This is a genomic window from Rhizobium halophilum, from assembly GCF_021648825.1.
Lineage (GTDB): Bacteria > Pseudomonadota > Alphaproteobacteria > Rhizobiales > Rhizobiaceae > Neorhizobium > Neorhizobium halophilum.
This window is the reverse complement of record NZ_JAKJHS010000002.1, coordinates 462,079-479,767: the sequence shown is the minus strand read 5'-3', so window position 1 is coordinate 479,767 and position 17,689 is coordinate 462,079. Positions and strand designations below refer to the sequence as shown.

At 59.9% G+C, this 17,689-nt stretch carries 18 protein-coding genes and 1 tRNA gene; 16 read left to right on the top strand and 3 right to left on the bottom strand.

Annotated elements, in window-relative coordinates; genetic code table 11:
* Positions 1 to 46: 46 nt before the first annotated feature.
* From LXM96_RS06845 to LXM96_RS06775, 15 genes are all read left to right on the top strand, one after another.
* The gene (locus tag LXM96_RS06845; RefSeq protein WP_239997625.1) at positions 47 to 1,309 is read left to right on the top strand and encodes a CynX/NimT family MFS transporter; all 1,263 of its coding nucleotides are present in this window, start codon (positions 47 to 49) and stop codon (positions 1,307 to 1,309) included.
* Positions 1,310 to 1,572: 263 nt separating this feature from the next.
* Positions 1,573 to 2,484 (top strand): glycine betaine ABC transporter substrate-binding protein OsmF, encoded by a 912-nt coding sequence (gene osmF, locus LXM96_RS06840; protein WP_239997624.1) that lies wholly within the window; start codon positions 1,573 to 1,575, stop codon positions 2,482 to 2,484.
* Between the two features lie 67 nt (positions 2,485 to 2,551).
* Positions 2,552 to 3,715, top strand: coding sequence for an ABC transporter permease (locus tag LXM96_RS06835; protein ID WP_239997623.1), 1,164 nt, complete (start codon positions 2,552 to 2,554; stop codon positions 3,713 to 3,715).
* Complete coding sequence (locus LXM96_RS06830) at positions 3,712 to 4,650, top strand: ABC transporter ATP-binding protein (RefSeq protein WP_239997622.1); 939 nt, start codon at positions 3,712 to 3,714, stop codon at positions 4,648 to 4,650. Before LXM96_RS06835 ends, LXM96_RS06830 begins: the two co-directional genes overlap by 4 nt.
* Positions 4,647 to 5,387: an ABC transporter permease gene (locus LXM96_RS06825; protein ID WP_239997621.1), complete on the top strand. Its 741-nt coding sequence runs from the start codon at positions 4,647 to 4,649 to the stop codon at positions 5,385 to 5,387. The genes LXM96_RS06830 and LXM96_RS06825 overlap by 4 nt, the downstream gene beginning before the upstream one ends.
* Positions 5,388 to 5,463: 76 nt before the next feature.
* Entirely contained in the window at positions 5,464 to 5,790 is a 327-nt protein-coding gene (locus tag LXM96_RS06820) for a hypothetical protein (RefSeq protein ID WP_239997620.1), read from the top strand.
* 157 nt (positions 5,791 to 5,947) lie between these two features.
* Positions 5,948 to 6,037 (top strand) — tRNA-Ser (locus LXM96_RS06815).
* Positions 6,038 to 6,190: 153 nt separating this feature from the next.
* Positions 6,191 to 6,430, top strand: coding sequence for a DUF6894 family protein (locus tag LXM96_RS06810; protein ID WP_239997619.1), 240 nt, complete (start codon positions 6,191 to 6,193; stop codon positions 6,428 to 6,430).
* Positions 6,431 to 6,615: 185 nt separating this feature from the next.
* Complete coding sequence (locus LXM96_RS06805; protein WP_394801910.1) at positions 6,616 to 7,659, top strand: septal ring lytic transglycosylase RlpA family protein; 1,044 nt, start codon at positions 6,616 to 6,618, stop codon at positions 7,657 to 7,659.
* A gap of 75 nt (positions 7,660 to 7,734) precedes the next feature.
* A complete protein-coding gene (locus LXM96_RS06800) occupies positions 7,735 to 8,898 on the top strand; it encodes a D-alanyl-D-alanine carboxypeptidase family protein (protein WP_394801909.1) in 1,164 nt (387 codons plus the stop codon).
* Positions 8,899 to 8,976: 78 nt separating this feature from the next.
* Positions 8,977 to 9,657, top strand: coding sequence for a dTMP kinase (tmk, locus tag LXM96_RS06795; protein ID WP_239997617.1), 681 nt, complete (start codon positions 8,977 to 8,979; stop codon positions 9,655 to 9,657).
* Positions 9,654 to 10,682 carry a DNA polymerase III subunit delta' gene (locus LXM96_RS06790; RefSeq protein ID WP_239997616.1) on the top strand — a complete coding sequence of 343 codons (1,029 nt, stop codon included), beginning with the start codon at positions 9,654 to 9,656 and terminating at the stop codon, positions 10,680 to 10,682. The genes tmk and LXM96_RS06790 overlap by 4 nt, the downstream gene beginning before the upstream one ends.
* 79 nt (positions 10,683 to 10,761) lie before the next feature.
* On the top strand, positions 10,762 to 12,318 hold the full coding sequence (gene metG / locus LXM96_RS06785) for a methionine--tRNA ligase (protein WP_239997615.1): 1,557 nt from the start codon (positions 10,762 to 10,764) through the stop codon (positions 12,316 to 12,318).
* Between the two features lie 14 nt (positions 12,319 to 12,332).
* Positions 12,333 to 13,115: a TatD family hydrolase gene (locus LXM96_RS06780; protein WP_239997614.1), complete on the top strand. Its 783-nt coding sequence runs from the start codon at positions 12,333 to 12,335 to the stop codon at positions 13,113 to 13,115.
* 1 nt (position 13,116) lies between these two features.
* Entirely contained in the window at positions 13,117 to 13,935 is an 819-nt protein-coding gene (locus tag LXM96_RS06775; protein ID WP_239997613.1) for an MBL fold metallo-hydrolase, read from the top strand.
* A 388-nt stretch (positions 13,936 to 14,323) separates the two neighbouring features.
* On the opposite strand, the gene LXM96_RS06770 is transcribed toward LXM96_RS06775, so the two are convergent.
* On the bottom strand, positions 14,324 to 14,893 hold the full coding sequence (locus LXM96_RS06770) for a regulatory protein RecX (protein WP_239997612.1): 570 nt from the start codon (positions 14,891 to 14,893) through the stop codon (positions 14,324 to 14,326).
* A gap of 88 nt (positions 14,894 to 14,981) precedes the next feature.
* Here LXM96_RS06770 and LXM96_RS06765 point away from each other — a divergent pair, with 88 nt between their 5' ends.
* Complete coding sequence (locus LXM96_RS06765; RefSeq protein ID WP_239997611.1) at positions 14,982 to 15,404, top strand: DUF4864 domain-containing protein; 423 nt, start codon at positions 14,982 to 14,984, stop codon at positions 15,402 to 15,404.
* Between the two features lie 20 nt (positions 15,405 to 15,424).
* Here the strand turns inward: LXM96_RS06765 and tgt are convergent, their stop codons facing one another.
* Positions 15,425 to 16,555 carry a tRNA guanosine(34) transglycosylase Tgt gene (gene tgt, locus LXM96_RS06760; protein WP_239997610.1) on the bottom strand — a complete coding sequence of 377 codons (1,131 nt, stop codon included), beginning with the start codon at positions 16,553 to 16,555 and terminating at the stop codon, positions 15,425 to 15,427.
* Positions 16,552 to 17,637, bottom strand: a complete 1,086-nt coding sequence (queA, locus tag LXM96_RS06755) for a tRNA preQ1(34) S-adenosylmethionine ribosyltransferase-isomerase QueA (RefSeq protein ID WP_239997609.1) — start codon at positions 17,635 to 17,637, stop codon at positions 16,552 to 16,554. The genes tgt and queA overlap by 4 nt, the downstream gene beginning before the upstream one ends.
* Positions 17,638 to 17,689: the final 52 nt, after the last annotated feature.

The window sequence follows — 17,689 nt, the reverse complement described above, 5'->3', positions numbered from 1 at the left end:
GCGATCCCAAATGTCGCCCTTGCGGCGAAATTGAGTGGATACACGCGTGAACGACACTCCTCCCCGGCCACCTCCATCGGCCCCGCACAGGACTGCTTCCCAGCCGGAACAAGGGAGGGGTAAAAGCCCCGCATCCCGCTTTCTGCTCGCGGTCAGCCTGGTGCTGATCGCCTTCAATCTGAGACCTGTCTTTTCGAGTGCATCGGCTCTTCTGCCGGAGATTCGGACGCAGCTCGGCCTCGACGCGCTCGGAGCAGGGCTGCTGACGACATTGCCCGTGGTCTGCCTTGGCGCCTTTTCACCCGTAGCCCCTAGACTTGCGCAGCGTATCGGGACGGAGAAGACGCTACTCGCCGTGACAATTCTGTTGGCGCTAGGAACAGCGCTACGGGGCATCCCATCGATCGGGTTTTTATTCCTCGGGACGGCGATCGCGGGTGCCTGTATCGCCGTTGGCAACGTGCTTCTTCCAGGCCTGGTGAAGCGGGACTTCCCCGATCGCACCGCTTTGTTAACGGGTCTGTACACGATGGCGCTATGCGGCGGGGCCGCCGGAGCGGCTGGTCTGACACTACCCATTGGACACGCGCTTGGGGGCTCCCTTGGCGTTACGCTGGCTGCTTGGGGTCTACCCGCGCTGCTCGCTGCTGTGATCTGGATGCCGCAGGTTCTCATGAGCAAGAGTATCGCGCAAACGCGCCAGATCAGGGTTCGAGGATTGTGGGCAGATCGACTAGCCTGGCGGGTGACGTTATTCATGGGGCTGCAATCCGCGCTCGCCTATTGCGTCTTCGGCTGGCTGGTGCCGATCCTCCGGGAACGTGGGCTTGACGGCGTCGCGGCTGGCGGCATTGTCTCGGCTTCGGTAATGGTTCAGGCCGCTGCCTGCCTCGTCGTGCCACACATAGCCGTGCGGGGCAGGGACCAGCGTGTGCTCAATGTGGTGCTTTGCATCCTTTCCGTCGTACCACTTCTCGGACTTCTGTTTGCGCCGCTCTCCACCGTTTGGATATGGGCTGTATTGCAGGGATTCGGCCAAGGTGGACTGATTGCGGCCGCGATGACTGTGATCGTCCTCCGCTCCCCCAATCCGCTGGTCGCATCGCACCTTTCAGGGATGGCGCAGTGTGTGGGGTACCTTATTGCCGCGGTCGGGCCGCTCTTCGTGGGGCTTATTCGTGACTGGACGGGCAGCTTTGCGGCTTGCGGGATCTTGTTCGTCATGCTTGGCTTGGGCGCGGCATGGAATGGTTGGCAGGCGGGATGCAGCGGGCATGTCCACGTGCGGATGCTGCATGTACGAGATTGATGCGGCAGGGTTGTCACAAAGCCAACCTGCTCTGGGTCCGGTTGGTATTCATCGTACGTGGCAGCAGCTGACGCCTCGTCCAGGTCAAAGATCGCTGATCAGACCCATCTCCGGCGAGGTTTGGCGTGGGACCAGTTGCACCCGTCCGGAAATGTCGTTGACCTGATCTCCAATTCTCCCGAGGGTGCTCCATATCTACCCGACAAGGCATTGGGTACGGTGAACTCCGCAATGCCACAAGCCTAGAGACGGAGGGTAAGGGAATGCAAATTTCGAAGAGGGCTGCTGGTATCCTGCTCGCGCTTTCGCTGTCTGCCGGTGCCGTATCAGCCCAGGTGGTCGTTTCTTCCAAGATCGACACGGAAGGCGGCGTTCTTGGGAACATCATTCTTGAAGTCCTGCAGGCCAATGGCATAGAAACGACGGATCGGATCCAACTGGGCGCTACCCCGGTCGTGCGGTCGGCGATTACAGCAGGCGAGATCGACATCTACCCCGAATATACTGGCAATGCCGCCTTCTTCTTCGAAAAGGCGGACGATCCGGCGTGGAAGAATGCAGAGCAAGCTTACGAGCAAGCGAAAAAGCTTGATTATGATGCCAATAAGATCGTCTGGCTCACTCCATCTCCGGCCAACAACACTTGGGCAATCGCGTTGCGCAAGGAGGTTGCCGATGAAGAGAACATCAAGACCCTGACTGATTTCGGTAGATATGTGTCCGAAGGCGGCGAGGTGGTGCTGGCGGCGTCTTCTGAATTCGTCAATTCGGCTGCGGCATTGCCAGCCTTTCAGACCACTTATGGATTTCAGCTCGCGCCAGATCAACTGATCACGCTGTCCGGCGGAGACACGGCCGCGACGATCGCTGCAGCTGCCAACCAAACGAACGGGGCAAACGCTGCTATGGTCTATGGTACGGATGGCGGCATCGCCCCATCGGGCCTTGTCGTTCTTGAGGACGACAAGGGCGTTCAGCCAGTCTACCAGCCCGCGCCGATCGTCCGCGAGGAGATCCTGACGAAGAACCCGGAGATCGAGAGCCTGCTGCATCCGGTGTTCGAAAAACTCGATCTGGAGACATTACAGGCGTTGAACGGTCGTGTTCAGGTAGGCGGAGAACCCGCAAAGGCTGTGGCCCAGGACTTCCTCAAACAGAACGGTTTCCTCAAGTAGTTGCTAGACGCCTCCTCCGATGCGAAGGTGTCGGCATCGGAGGATGCCTCTGTCCCGGGATGTCTTTTTGAAGGGTCATATTGACAAGCTCGGCGTCCTCATCGCCATTTTGGCCGCATACGGTGCTTGGTCTCCATTCGCGAGCCTTAGGGCCAACCGCATTGTCCAGGGTGAGGGCTTCGGGTTGTTCTCTGCGCTGCCGGCGCCGATGGCTTGGCTGCTGGTCGCGATCATTCTGATGGGATCGCTTGTCGCCCTGTTCCGGCGAGAGGCTTCCCCTCGGATACTGGCCGCTGCCACTGTGTTGATGGCGCTCGCGGCGCTCGTCGGAGAGGCGGCAGCCCATCTGACGCCTTCCGAAAATAATTACGCCCGCGTCGCACCGGCAACCGGTTTCTGGTTGTTGCTCTTCGCATTTTCCTTGCTGGCGGCTGACGGGATCAGCCGTATGCGCCCCGACCCAAAGCTGCGTCTGGCATACCTGATTGCGACCGTCGGCATCCTGTCGCTGATCATCCTTTCGGGTGCATGGACGGACCTTTCCGTGATGAAGGAATATGCCGCCCGAGACGACGTCTTCTGGAGGGAGGCTTCACGTCACCTGGCGTTGGCCCTCGGCTCTCTTGGCGCCGCGGCACTGATCGGCATCCCGCTGGGAGTAGTCTGTGAGCGTGTGCCTGCAATCCGCGCAACCGTTCTGACGACGCTCAACCTTGTTCAGACAATCCCCTCCATCGCACTGTTCGGAATTCTGATAGCACCCCTTGGCTGGCTGGCAATCCATGTGCCTGGAGCTTATGCGATAGGCATTCGAGGTATCGGCGCGGCTCCGGCCTTTGTCGCGCTTTTTCTCTACTCAATGCTCCCGATGGTGGCGAATACGGTGGCTGGCCTTGCAGCCGTTCCCCGTGAAAGTCGGGAGGCAGCCCGCGGCCTTGGCATGACCTCCGCGCAGCGGCTTTTCCAGGTCGAATTCCCGCTGGCGCTCCCGGTGATCTTAACCGCCATTCGCATTGTCCTGGTACAAAACATTGGGCTCGCAACCATTGCGGCGCTTATCGGCGGCGGTGGGTTTGGGACGTTTGTCTTTCAAGGCCTGGGCCAGATGGCGACGGACCTCGTGCTTCTCGGGGCGCTGCCGACAGTGGGACTGGCCTTTTTCTCGGCGGTGGTGCTCGACGCCTTGATCGACATGAACAGCATCGTGCCGGCAAGGAAGGAGGCCAGATGATCGAAATAGACGGCGTTTCCAAGATCTATGACGGCAAGACGGTGGTCGACGACGTAACGCTGACGATCGAGCCACGAACCATTACCGTGATTGTAGGTACCTCAGGTTCCGGAAAGACCACCCTTCTGCGGATGATCAATCGGTTGGTCGAGTTGGATGCTGGTACTATCCGGCTGGATGGGGAGGACAATCGCACGATTCGAGGCTACGAGCTCCGGCGTCGGATTGGGTATGCGATCCAGGGCCACGGCTTGTTTCCCCACCAAACAGTGGCGGAGAACATTGGAGTGGTGCCGCGGCTTATAGGTTGGGGCCGGAAGAGAACCGACGACAAGGTGAGGGAATTGCTGTCTCTTTTTCAACTCCCGCCTGAGCAGTTCATCTCACGCTATCCCCACGAACTGTCTGGGGGCGAGCAGCAGCGTGTCGGAGTTGCCCGGGCGCTGGCGGCCGAACCGAACGTCCTCTTGATGGATGAGCCTTTCGGTGCGCTCGATCCCATTATCCGGTCGAGGGCGCAGGACGACCTGTTGGCAATCCAGAAGCATTTTTCCACCACCATCATTCTCGTCACCCACGACATGAACGAGGCCTTTCACCTCGCAGATAAAATTGCCGTGATGGATGCGGGTCGTCTGCTGCAGTACGGAACGCCGGAGGAACTCGTACGAAATCCTGCGAATGGTTTCGTGGAGGCAATGATTGGTGTTTCAGAGCGACCATTTCGGCTCTTGTCCATGGGGCGCGTCGCGGAGGTGGTCGAACCAGGCGAGGCGACGGGACCCGCCATCGACCCGGGCGCGTCACAGCAGGAAGCTCTAGCGCAGATGCTTTGGACGGGTCGACGAGCCGCGCCCGTCATTTCACCCGAGGGACAGGTTGCTGCACGCATCACCCTCGAGTCGATCTTTAAGAGGGCAAAAGGAAAGTCATGAGGTTATCTCTGCCCAATCTTCTGCGGGCGTTCCTGCTCGGACTGCTCCTCGTGTTTGTCATGGCGCCGCAGACAATGGAGCCGCTCCTGCGTCCCCTCGCACAGGCAAATGCGCCGGTGATCTACGAGCAGGCAAGTCTCCTCTCCCTAACCATTCAGCATCTGATGACAGTCATTGCCGCGACCGTAGCGGCAACCATGGTTGCGGTGGGGCTGGCGATCTTCGTCAGCCGCCCCGTCGGTGCCGAGTTCCTGCCGCTCTCTCGCAGCCTGGTGAACATTGGCCAGACGTTTCCACCCGTTGCGGTGCTGGCACTTGCGGTGCCCGTTGTCGGGTTTGGCCAGAAGCCGACACTGATCGCCCTTTTCCTCTATGGCCTCCTGCCGATATTCGAGAACACGCTCACTGGCCTCACGAGCTTGCCGCGAGCCGTGATCGATGCCGCCAGGGGTATCGGCATGACCGGCAGACAAAGTCTTTGGCAGATCGAATTGCCTCTGGCGCTACCGGTCATTCTCGCCGGCATTCGCTTATCGGTGGTGATCGGGCTTGCAACGGCGACAATCGGTTCAACCGTCGCCGCACGTACGCTCGGCGAAGTCATCATTGCAGGGCTCCAATCCAACAACATGGCCTTCGTCGTGCAGGGCGGTCTGATCGTCGGGGGGCTGGCGGTCCTGATATACGATTTTCTTTCGGCGCTCGAACGGCGAGCCTTTCAGCGCATTCGCAGCTAGCAGGCCTTCGCCTGGGACGAAGGAGAAACAAATCTCCACCTGCCTGGTTAGACGCTGGCACAATGAGGAGGTTTCCATGTTCCGCAAATCCTTAAGCACGGCACTTCTTATCCTGAGCTTCGCCGCACCGGCCTTCGCTCAGACCTCTGATGGCGCCGCTGGCACCACTCAAGCATCGGGTGCCGGGGCACCAGACAGCACGATTGTGGTTCCCGAACAGCCAACGACAACGCGCGCCGCCACCACCGCTGGTGCCACAGCCGGCAACATCGGAACCAATGCAGCAATGTCCAACTGCGGCGCCGACATCTCGATGCATGGCACGGGCACGGCCGGCAGTGTGGGTGCGGCCGATGCTGGTACGGCAGGGACGGGCGCCTCCGCCACGACCGATACGTGCTGACAAGTTGGAGATTGTGAGGCTAGAGGCTGCGAAGCCATCGGTTGTTCGGGGTACTGGCGCCGGTTTCAGATCGCAGCCCCGAAGGCGGGGGACGGCCCCACGGCTGCTTCGATCCAGTTGACGCTAAGCAGGCCAAGCTGTAGACCCTCCTGGCCGTGGAAGAGTGTCCGAGCGGTTTAAGGAACCGGTCTTGAAAACCGGCGTGCGGGAAACCGTACCGTGGGTTCGAATCCCACCTCTTCCGCCACTAGCTGTCGCATTTTCGACGATATGCATCGTCTCCAATGAAGATTCTGCACTGCAGCCCTCGGGTCGTCGTTCGCCCGCCGTGCATTCCTGCAATTGTGGAACAAATCTCCTCTAAGGGTCTTCGGTAGCCGCAATAGACAGAGTGCAGCGCATGCCCCGCTATTTCTTCGATCTGGTCAACGGCGACGGAGTGATCCGTGACGAAATGGGTTCTGAACTGCCCCAAAGCAGGGACAGTTTGCTTCGGGAGGTCAGCCGTATCTTGACCGATCTCGCTCGAGAGGAGCTAACCGATCGGGAGCATGGTGGAATCAGCGTGACGGTCCGAGACGACTGCGGGCGCTCGGTGCTCTCGGGCTCCCTCGACTTCCGCACTAACTGGGAATCCTGAGGGCGCATCTTAACTCCTCGCTAACCATGCCGGAACAAAGCCGCTCTTATCCCCATAAATAGTTCGCAATTCCGCCGCTTTCTCACCAAACAGTGGCGCGGTTGCTTCGCTTAGGTCCCAGGAGGTCCCGGGCGAGCAATGGTCAAGGAGCGGCGTTCTGACCGGTAGCGTGAGGGGTATACGTGTTGAAATTGAACGGCGGGATGGTTTCGCACGGGGCGAAATGGCTGACGATTGCAATGGTCTGCTTAAGCGCGGCATCCTGCGCCACCACGGAGCCACCAAAGAAAAAGGCCCGCAGCAAAGAGTATTTCTCCGAAAAGGAATATGGAGTCAAAGCGAGCCCAAGGGTGGTGGCGGAAGGTCGACCGGTCCCGAAGGGCGGAGGACGCTTTGTTATTGGCAAGCCGTATGAGGTCAAGGGGAAGACCTATGTGCCTAAGGAAGACCCGTCCTATAACAAAAGCGGTCTTGCTTCTTGGTACGGCTCTGCCTTCCATGGCCGCCTCACGGCCAACGGAGAAGTCTACGACAAGAACCACCTTTCTGCGGCCCACCCAACCTTTCCTCTTCCCAGCTACGCCCGCGTGACCAACCTCGACACCGGCTCTTCCGTGATCGTGCGCGTCAATGACCGCGGCCCCTATCATCCTGGTCGCATCATAGATGTCTCTTCCAAGACCGCCGACCTTCTCGACATGAAGCGGACGGGTACGGCGAAAGTGAACGTCGAGTATGTTGGTCGTGCTCGGATGGATGGACACGACATGCCGTATCTTATGGCGTCATACTCGCCGAAGGGCGATCGGTTCCCCGCGGTGCTTCCTGAAGGCCAGGTGGCGTCGGGCGTCATGGTCGCATCTGCTGAGCCGTTTGACGGCCGCTTCTCAAGCAATCCCGCGCCGACTCCAAGGGCAACGCCCGCGGTGCCGACATCAATGGCTTGGAGTGGTTCCACGCCAACGGATTCTGCTCCATCGGCTGCGGTTGGTGCAATCGGCGACCTTGCGTCAGCGGGAGAGTTCTCTTATTTGCCTGAGATCGGTCCGATTCCGACGCAACGTCCAGGATACGGATTTGCCGCCGCGCGTGGAGACCTGTCTTCAGCCTATAACGCTGAACCGATTCAAACAGTCGAGCTGGTCTTCGATGCCGTCATGGTCCGCAACGACGGGCTGACGGAGCAGTCAATCCTGTCCTATATGCAACGGTCTTCAATCAAAAACTAAAGAACGTGACGGAAGTCGATTGTCCCGAGCTTCCCATGTTGCTACCCCTGTCGCCTCTGACCTGAAGGGGCGATGATGAGGTTTGCTGTTCATTTTGTTCTAGTGCTTCTGCAGGTTTTCTTTGTCTGGCTGCCCGCCCAGGCGCAAGACGAAGTACAGGTGGGTCTCACCAAGGCCAAGCAAGCCTATCTTGTCGAAAGCAAGACCAACACCGTTTTGCTTGCCGTGAACGAGAACCAGGCGTTCGCGCCTGCTTCTCTGGCGAAGCTGATGACCATGGAGGTGGCTTTCAGCGCGTTGGAACGAAACGAAGTGACGGAGGATACGCAGTTCCCCGTCACCGAATACGCCTGGCGCAACGGGGGCGCGCCTTCTGGCACGACAACCATGTTCGCCGCCTTGAACTCTCGCGTGCCGGTCATAGATCTCATTCGCGGTGTCATCGTGCAGAACGCCAACGATGGCTGCATCATCCTTGCCGAAGGGATCAGTGGCTCAGAGGCGCAGTTTGCGGCGCGCATGACGGCGCGGGCAAAGGATATCGGTCTCACTCGCTCGACCTTTGGCAATTCAACCGGACTACCGGCAGCAACAAGCTATACGACGGCCAGGGACATGGTGGAGTTGGCGCGCCATATCTACAGAGAGTACCCGCAATACTACCCCCTGTATTCACAGCCAGAGTTCGAGTGGAACAAGATCCTACAGCGCAACAAGAATTCTCTCCTGTCGCTGAACATAGGCATCGACGGCCTTGGAACAGGCTATGCCGAGGATACCGGCTTTGCGGCCGTTGCCTCGATTGAGCGTGAGGGCACAAGGCTGTTCCTTGCGTTGGCTGGCCTGGAAACCGAGAGGGAGCGGCTAGAGGAAACGCGCCGACTGCTGGAATGGGCTCTTTCATCTTTTGAAACCAAGGTTCTGTTCTCCTCCGGAGAGGTTGTGGGCCAGGCGAGCGTTTACGGAGGGGAGGAGCGGTACGTGGATCTTGTCGCCGACGAAGCGATTGATATCTACATCCCGACGGACAATCCGGAGCGCCTGACCGGCCGGATCGTCTACAAATGGCCGCTCAGAGCGCCCGTTGCAGAGGGGCAGGGGGTCGGCTCGCTGCAAATCTACGCTGGTCAGAGACTGGTTCGCGAGGTCCCCCTCTCTACGGCACGAGCTGTCGCAACCGGCAGTCTCGCTTCACGCGCAACGGATGCGCTGCTCGAAATGATGTTTTTCTGGCTTTGACCTGATCATGGTATCCCACCTCGGTCACTTGCGCTAAACAGAGGCTGGTTCGGCGCCGGAAGAATGAAGAGCATAGAATTGGCAAGACGATCAGGTTTGTTCGTGACCTTTGAAGGCGGTGAGGGGGCAGGTAAGTCCACGCAGATCCGGCGCCTGGCTGACGTTCTACGTTCTCGAGGCTGCGACGTGCTGGTGACGCGCGAGCCGGGTGGCTCGATCGGGGCGGAGGCGGTTCGGCATGTTATCCTCTCCGGTGCGGCCGAGGAGTTTGGCGTGAGGATGGAGGCGATCCTGTTTGCTGCGGCCCGCAACGATCACGTGGAAGAGGTCATCCGACCGGCGCTCGCGCAGAATGCGATCGTGCTCTGTGATCGCTTCATGGATTCCTCCCGTGTCTATCAGGGAGTAACGGGCAATCTCGAATCAGATTTTCTGGATGCACTACAGCGCGTAGCGATCCATGGGCTCCGCCCTGACTGCACCATCATTCTCGACCTTCCCGCCGCGATCGGCCTGGCGCGCGTGCGCGCCCGAAGCGAGGGTGCTTCTCTGGATCGGTTTGAGCGCGAGGAACTGCAGACGCATGAGAAGCGGCGTGAAGCTTTTCTCGAGATCGCTGCCTCCGATCCTGTCCGCTGTCGGATCGTCAATGCAGAACGAGACGAGGACGTGATTGCCGATGAGGTCCTCTCGATCATTGCTCCGCAAGTAGAAGAACTTGGCCTCGGCAAGCGAGCGGGCGTGGAAACCGCGGGATGACGGAGGGGTCTCGGTACATCTTGGACGGTGCCATTCCACCGGCCTCTAATCCCAATCTCTTCGGACATCAGGCGGCGGAAGAATTCCTTGCGCGCAGTTACCGATCGGGCAAGGGGCATCATGCGATCTTGATGGAAGGACCGGAAGGCATTGGCAAGGCGACGTTGGCCTTCCGCTTCGCGAACCACGTTCTGATGCATCCCGACCCGGAAACGGCGCCTGATCAGTTACTTCCCCCGGACCCCGATTCTCCGGTCACCCGACAGATTGCCTCGGGCGCATCCCACAACCTGCTTCATTTGGCGCGACCGCTGGATGAGAAGTCCGGCAAGACGAAGACAGCGATCACCGTGGACGAGGTACGAAAGGCAGGCCATTTCTTCGCTCAAACATCAGGGACAGGCAACTGGCGGATCGTTATTATCGACCCGGCGGACGATCTGAACCGCAATGCGGCCAACGCGATTCTGAAAATTCTTGAGGAGCCGCCGCGAAGATCACTGTTTCTGGTGCTGTCTCATGCGCCAGGAAAGCTTTTGCCCACGATCCGCTCGCGCTGCATGCCGCTGCGCCTGTCACCGCTTGGGGATGCGGATCTGGCACGGGCTCTGGCGGCACTTGGCTCTCCGCTGGACGGCGGGCGCACGGAAGAAACAGTTCTTAGCATGTCCGGCGGTAGCGTATCTCAGGCCCTCACGCTGCTGAACTACGGCGGCGCTGATGTCATTGGCGCATTCCATGAGCTTCTCACGGTCAGCGGAGCTACTGCCCGCAAGGCGATGCATCGCCTTGCCGACGTGCTCTCCGCAAAAGACAGCGAGATCATCTTCGGCTTCTTCCTCCAACATCTCCAGGACCACCTGGTGGAACGGGCGCGAGCCTCCGCCTTCTCGGGCCAGATCGCCCTGGCGGACCGCGACGCCCGGCTTGCCAGCGAAATCAACGAGAGGGTCGGCCTGTCGCAAGCCTACAACCTCGACCGTAAGCAGACCATCTTGTCCATACTGGAGGCCGTCCACGGCTAAGCCGTGGGCAAGTTTCGGTTTCGCCGCTGCGAAACATGCGGTAAGAGCCAGACCAGATGACCAGTCCCGAGTACAGACAATGTCAAAAAAGACGCCTTTCTACATCACCACTGCGATCTCCTATCCGAACGGAAAGCCCCATATCGGCCATGCCTATGAGCTGATCGCGACGGACGTGATGGCGCGCTTCCAGCGTCTCGACGGCAAAGACGTATTCTTCCTTACCGGAACGGACGAGCACGGTCAGAAAATGCAGCAAACGGCTCGTGCGGAAGGCGTTGAGCCAGCCATGCTGGCGGAGAGAAATTCGAGTGCGTTCCGCGACATGGCGAAACTGCTGAATGCGTCCAATGACGATTTCATACGCACAACGGAACCTCGTCATCATGAGGCGTGCCGTGAGATCTGGACTCGCATGGCAGCAAACGGGGACATCTACAAGGACAGTTACGCGGGATGGTACTCGGTCCGCGACGAGGCCTACTATCAGGAGGACGAAACAGAGGTTCGTCCTGACGGCGTTCGCTATGGGCCACAGGGCACACCCGTGGACTGGGTGCAGGAGGAAAGCTACTTCTTCAAGCTTTCGGCGTATCAGGACCGGCTGCTGAAACTGTATGAGGACCAACCTGGTTTCGTTGGTCCGTCTGAACGCCGCAATGAGATCGTGTCGTTCGTCAAGTCGGGTCTCAAGGACTTGTCGATCTCGCGCACCACCTTCGATTGGGGTATCCAGGTGCCAAACGATCCCGCGCACGTGATGTATGTCTGGGTCGATGCCCTGACCAACTACCTCACCGCGACCGGCTACCTGACTGAGAGCGACGGCCCGAGAGCGAAGTTCTGGCCTGCGGATGCCCATATCATCGGCAAGGACATCATCCGCTTCCATGCCGTCTATTGGCCGGCATTTCTGATGTCGGCCGGGTTGCCGCTTCCGAAGCGCGTTTTCGCCCATGGCTTTCTGCTCAACAAGGGCGAGAAGATGTCGAAGTCGCTAGGCAACGTCGTCGATCCGGTCAACTTGGTGAATCATTTCGGTCTCGATCAAGTGCGCTACTTCTTCATGCGGGAGGTGTCTTTCGGACAGGACGGCAGTTATAGCGAGGAGGCGATCGGCACCCGCATCAACGCGGACCTGGCCAACGGTATCGGAAACCTGGCGAGTCGCTCCCTCTCCATGATCGTCAAGAACTGCGATGGCAGGATCCCGCAGCCAGGCCCCCTGACCGACGTAGACACGCAAATGCTTGCCTCGGCAGATGCGATGCTGGTGACCTGCCGGGAAGAGATGGAAAAGCAAATGATCCATCGCGCGGTTGCCGCCATCATTGCCGTGGTCTCGGAGACGGATCGGTATTTTGCAGGGCAGGAGCCCTGGGCGCTCAAGAAGACAGATCCGGAGCGTATGGGAACCGTTCTTTATGTAACGGCAGAAGTTGTGCGCCAGATCGCAATCTTGCTCCAACCAATCGTCCCGGCGTCCGCCGAGAAGCTTCTCGATCTCGTGGCTGCACCATCGGACAAGCGGAGTTTCGCATTCCTGGGGGAGGCGGGGCGCCTCCTACCTGGAACGCCATTGGAAGCTCCTACTCCGGTTTTCCCACGCTATGTCGCTCCTGAGGCTCAGGCCTGAGGCGAGAGTTCGGCATGCTGATCGACACCCACTGCCATCTTGACTTCCCGGACTTCGCTGACGAGCGCGACGACCTGATTGCGCGCGCGAGGGCATCAGGCGTGCGCCAGATGGTGACGATTTCCACCCGCGTCCGGAAAATCGACAACCTGCTGGCTCTTACGGAACGTTACGACTCGGTATTTTGCTCGGTAGGAACGCATCCCAACAATGCGGCTGAAGAACTTGACGTCACAGCGGACGACCTTGTGCGTCTTGCCGAAAGCCACGAGAAGATCGTCGCGATCGGGGAGGCGGGGCTCGACTATTTCTACGACACGCAAAAGCCTGAGGATCAGCAGACCGGCTTTCGTCGCCATATCGAAGCCTCTCGGCGAACCCAGCTTCCGCTGGTCATCCACAGCCGTAGCGCCGATGCTGACATGGCGGATATTCTTACGGAGGAAAGCGGCAAGGGAGCGTTTCCCTTCATTCTGCACTGCTTCTCGTCAAGTCAGGAACTGGCACGAGTTGGCGTGGCGCTTGGAGGCTATATTTCCTTTTCGGGGATCCTGACGTTTCCGAAATCGGAGGAACTGCGGGAGATTGCGAAGTCGATACCGCATGATCGGCTGCTGGTGGAGACGGACGCCCCCTACCTTGCACCAAAGCGGTGGCGCGGAAAGCGCAATGAACCTTCCTACGTGGTCAACACCGCTGAAGTGCTCGCGGACACCTTGTCGATGCCATTTGAAGAGATCGCTCGAGTCACCACCGAGAACGCGTTCCGCCTCTTCTCCAAGATGCCGAGGCTGTAACGTGGAGTACCGACGCCGCTTCACGATCCTGGGCTGCGCGTCTTCGCCTGGTGTGCCCCGGATCAACGGGGATTGGGGCGCGTGCAATGCGAATAATCCGCGCAACCGCCGCACCCGCGCGTCTCTCCTCGTGGAACAGATCGCCCTAGGCGGCGGTCGCACCACCGTCGTAGTCGACACCGGACCTGACTTTCGTCAGCAGATGATAGACGCGAATGTCCACCACATTGATGCGGTACTTTACACGCACGCGCATGCGGATCATCTCCATGGTATCGACGACCTGCGAGGCTACTACCATGCGCAACGCCAAAGGATTCCCATCTATGCCGACGCATCTACGATGGAACGCATCCGTCAGGGCTTCGGCTACTGCCTCGAAACCCCTCCGGGCGGCAACTATCCGCCGATCGTTGAGCCGCGAGTGATCCCGTCCCTGGAAAAGCCCATCATCGTCCAAGGGGCAGGGGGAGCGATCGAGGTGGCTGCGCATCATCAGGTCCATGGCGACACTCACTCCATTGGGTTTCGCTTCGGCAGCCTGGCCTACTGCAGCGACGTCAGCGACTTTCCGGTGGAAAGCCAGCGCCGGCTGCTTGGGCTGGATGTACTCATCATCGATGCGTTGCAGCATCATCACCATCCGAGCCATCTTTCGCTCGCACAGGCCCTGGAATGGATTGAACGGCTTTCGCCGGCCCGGGCGCTGCTTACCCACATGCATACTCCATTGGACTATGATCAGGTCATGGCTGCTACTCCTGAACATGTTCAGCCAGCCTTCGATGGTCTCGTTCTCGAAGTCACCGTGGACCTTTAGCGTTGGCTATCGGTGCCGCCGGCAACAATTTCGACGTGGACATACGGTGGCCATACGATCGCGGTTGCCATCGGAGCTTAGCGCAGTTTTCGGCTAGGACCGCCGTAGCGTTGGCTGCCGTCACAAGGCATTTGGTCGAGGTTCTGGCGCGCATTGTTATTGCGCATCTCGCACGGTGGCTCGGCAGTCGCTATCACGGCTGCGCAAAGAAAGTGCCAGAACGTAGAGATTCGGATACACGAACTGCGTGCCGATCAGTAGAGCGGATCGAGTTAGATGCGGTAAAGCCGGACTGCGTTCTAGTACGAGCATCTATAAGTTCCATAATCTATCTTATGCGATCTCAGGATGTGGCTTTCGGTGGATCGGTTCCAGTGCCGCCTCCTGTTCAAGTCAGCGGATGCTGCGACAACGCTTCTTCGGCATCATCCGCGTGCATGTCGATCACCTGTTTGGCGAGGTCCAAGCTGAAGCCGTTGCGAGCGAAGGCCGAAATCTCCTTTGACAGGCGCTTCTCGTCCAGCGGTGCACGTCGATATGGACCGAAGGCGCGCTTGCGGGCAAATGCGATAGCGGCGATGCAGTCGTCCGCTTCCTGGAGCGCCTCAGTCGCGGTTTCGGCCGGCACGCCTTTCTCCTTGAGCTTGCGTGCAATCAGCCGCTTCGACTTTCCGACGCGGATACCGGAACGGACTTTGGCTTCGGCGTAAGACTGATCGTCCAGCGCGCCGGCGCGATGGCCGAAATCGACCGCTGTCTGGGCCAGTACGTCCATCTGTGCCTCGCTGATGTCCTCGAACTTCTGCTTTGCCTTGCGCCGGATTGCAGCGGCCAACTCATGCTCCGTCATCATCCGGCGGAACAGCCGATAAGCGGCGGAATTCTTTGCCCAGGCCAGCATCCGCGGCGTTGGCACCGAGGCCTCGGATTCGCCGTTGCGTTCGTCGTCTTCGTGCATCCGCCACTCCCACGTACATCGGAAGGTGTGATTTCCTCCGCTCCGCAAAACGCGCTAGCGTTATTCATTGAGCCAGAGGAGATAGCCGATGTTCTTTCGATTCGCCTGCCTGCTGCTGAGTATGCTCCTGTTCGCTAACATGTCGCGCGCAGAGGATCCTGTCCGTGAAGCCCAGGCTGTGATCGCAAGCCAACTCAGCGCTTTCGCATCGGATGATGCAGAAATGGCCTACTCCTTCGCATCCCCCAATATCCGCAGCATTTATCGCAGCGAGACGCAGTTCCTCGACATGGTGCGCAAGAACTATTCTCCCGTATACAAGCTCGGCAACTACGCATTCGGGCGCTCCAAGCTCGTCGGCGGCGGAGAGCTTGTTTTGCAGGAGGTTCTGATCAGCGGCGAAGAGGGCCAGGATTGGACGGCGATCTATGAGATGCGGTTGATGGATGATGGATCCTACAAATTCAATGGCGTGCGCATGAAGCGCAACACCACCAGTCAGGGGATCTAAGGGACTTAGCCCCCTGCCCGTCAGACCGGTTCCAGATCGCCTTTCGCCCAGGCCTCCTGTGTTTCCGCATAGAAGTCTGCGAAGCGTCCCTCGGCGATGGCGGCCCGGATGCCCTTCATCAGGTCCTGGTAGTAGGAAAGGTTGTTCCAGGAGAGCAGCATGCCTCCCAGCGCCTCGTCGGAGCGCACCAGGTGATGCAGGTAGGCACGGGAATAGTCACGCGCGGCCGGGCAGCTCGAGTCCTCGTCGAGCGGGCGCATGTCTTCCGCATGCCGGGCGTTGCGGATGTTGATCCGTCCCCGCCGCGTGAAGGCTAGCCCGTGGCGCCCGGATCGAGTCGGCATGACGCAGTCGAACATGTCGATCCCGCGCGCGACGGATTTCAGAATGTCGTCCGGCGTGCCGACGCCCATGAGGTAGCGCGGCTTGTCCGATGGCAGCACCGGCAGCGTCGTCTCCAGCATGCGCAGCATCACATCCTGAGGTTCGCCAACGGCAAGTCCGCCGACCGCATAGCCCTTCAAGTCGAGCTGCCTTAGCCCCTCGGCGGAGCGCACACGAAGATCCGGCTGGTCACCCCCCTGGACGATGCCGAACATGGCCTTGCCGGGCTGCTCGCCGAAGGCGACGCGGCAGCGCTCTGCCCAGCGCAGCGAGAGCTCCATCGCCCGTTCGATCTCCTTGGGTTCTGCCGGCAGTGCCACGCACTCGTCCAACTGCATCTGGATGTCTGACCCGAGCAGGCCCTGGATCTCGATCGACCGCTCCGGCGACATGTGGTGCAGCGAGCCGTCGACGTGGCTCTTGAAGGTCACGCCCTGTTCATCAAGCTTGCGCAGCCCGGAAAGGGACATCACCTGGAAGCCGCCCGAATCGGTGAGGATCGGATGCTCCCACCGGATCAGCTTGTGCAGGCCTCCGAGCCTGGCGACGCGCTCTGCCCCGGGCCGCAGCATCAGGTGATAGGTGTTGCCCAGAATGATGTCCGCGCCTGTTTCGCGTACCTGGTCGAGATACATGGCCTTGACGGTACCGACCGTGCCCACCGGCATGAAGGCCGGTGTTCGGATCGTGCCGCGCGGCATCGTCACCTCGCCAAGACGCGCGCCGCCGTCGGTGGTCTTGAGGTTGAACTGGAACGTCTCTGTCATTCTGGTTTCCGGAAGAGGAGGCTGGAATCGCCGTAGGAATAGAAGCGATAGCCGGTGCCGATCGCATGGTCATAGGCGCTTCGCATGGTCTCCAGGCCGCTGAAGGCCGAGACAAGCATGAAAAGCGTCGATTTGGGCAGATGGAAGTTGGTCATCAGCATGTCCACCGCCTTGAAGCGGTAGCCGGGCGTGATGAAGATGTCGGTCGCACCGCTCCAAGGCAGGATCGTTCCGTCCTCGGCTGCGGCACTCTCGAGAAGCCGCAGCGAGGTCGTTCCCACCGAGACGATACGACCGCCCCTCGCCCGCACCGCATTCAAAGCCTCTGCCGTCTCAGGACCAACGTAGCCGATCTCGGAATGCATCTTGTGCTCGGTGGTGTCTTCGGCCTTTACCGGAAGGAAGGTGCCAGCGCCGACGTGCAGCGTGACGAAGTGCCGTTCAACGCCTGCCGCCTCCAATGCCGCGAAAAGCTCCGGCGTGAAATGCAGCCCGGCTGTGGGTGCCGCAACTGCGCCCTCTTCACGCGCGTAGATCGTCTGGTAGTCCTGCCGATCGCGTTCGTCTTCCGGCCGCTTGTCGGCGATATATGGCGGCAGCGGGATGTGGCCCACCGTCATGATGGCCTCATCCAGCGCCGGGCCGGCGAGGTCGAACAGCAGGGTGATCTCACCACCCTCCCCTTTGGACTCGACGGTCGCGTTCAGCGTCCCCAGGAGGCACGCATCGCCGCTGTGACCGAAGAGGATGCGGTCGCCGACCTTGATGCGCTTGCCGGGCCTTGCGAAGACTTTCCACCGCTCCGGACCCACACGCATGTGCAGCGTGGTGGAGACCGGAAGCTCGGTTCCCCCTTCCCGCACCCGCTGCCCTTCAAGCTGCGCGGGTATCACGCGCGTATCGTTGAAGACGAGTGCGTCGCCCGGCCGGAGCATATCTGGCAGATCGCGGACGCTGCGATCCGCCAGGACCGGGTCATGCCCCGGACGCACGATGAGCATCCTGGCGCTGTCACGCGGGCTCGCTGGCCGCAGCGCGATGTTTTCGTCGGGCAGGTGAAAGTTGAAGAGGTCTACGCGCATCGGCTGTCGAAAGATTTAGGATTACAAGTAGGCCTTCGCAGATAGCGGGAGG

Bases quoted from the DNA above. Each gene is read 5' to 3' on its own strand.
- osmF (WP_239997624.1), top strand. From the start codon at position 1,573: ATGCAAATTTCGAAGAGGGCTGCTGGTATCCTGCTCGCGCTTTCGCTG.
- LXM96_RS06830 (WP_239997622.1), top strand. From the start codon at position 3,712: ATGATCGAAATAGACGGCGTTTCCAAGATCTATGACGGCAAGACGGTG.
- LXM96_RS06825 (WP_239997621.1), top strand. From the start codon at position 4,647: ATGAGGTTATCTCTGCCCAATCTTCTGCGGGCGTTCCTGCTCGGACTG.
- LXM96_RS06820 (WP_239997620.1), top strand. From the start codon at position 5,464: ATGTTCCGCAAATCCTTAAGCACGGCACTTCTTATCCTGAGCTTCGCC.
- LXM96_RS06810 (WP_239997619.1), top strand. From the start codon at position 6,191: ATGCCCCGCTATTTCTTCGATCTGGTCAACGGCGACGGAGTGATCCGT.
- LXM96_RS06800 (WP_394801909.1), top strand. From the start codon at position 7,735: ATGAGGTTTGCTGTTCATTTTGTTCTAGTGCTTCTGCAGGTTTTCTTT.
- LXM96_RS06790 (WP_239997616.1), top strand. From the start codon at position 9,654: ATGACGGAGGGGTCTCGGTACATCTTGGACGGTGCCATTCCACCGGCC.
- metG (WP_239997615.1), top strand. From the start codon at position 10,762: ATGTCAAAAAAGACGCCTTTCTACATCACCACTGCGATCTCCTATCCG.
- LXM96_RS06780 (WP_239997614.1), top strand. From the start codon at position 12,333: ATGCTGATCGACACCCACTGCCATCTTGACTTCCCGGACTTCGCTGAC.
- LXM96_RS06770 (WP_239997612.1), bottom strand. From the start codon at position 14,893: ATGCACGAAGACGACGAACGCAACGGCGAATCCGAGGCCTCGGTGCCA.
- LXM96_RS06765 (WP_239997611.1), top strand. From the start codon at position 14,982: ATGTTCTTTCGATTCGCCTGCCTGCTGCTGAGTATGCTCCTGTTCGCT.
- tgt (WP_239997610.1), bottom strand. From the start codon at position 16,555: ATGACAGAGACGTTCCAGTTCAACCTCAAGACCACCGACGGCGGCGCG.
- queA (WP_239997609.1), bottom strand. From the start codon at position 17,637: ATGCGCGTAGACCTCTTCAACTTTCACCTGCCCGACGAAAACATCGCG.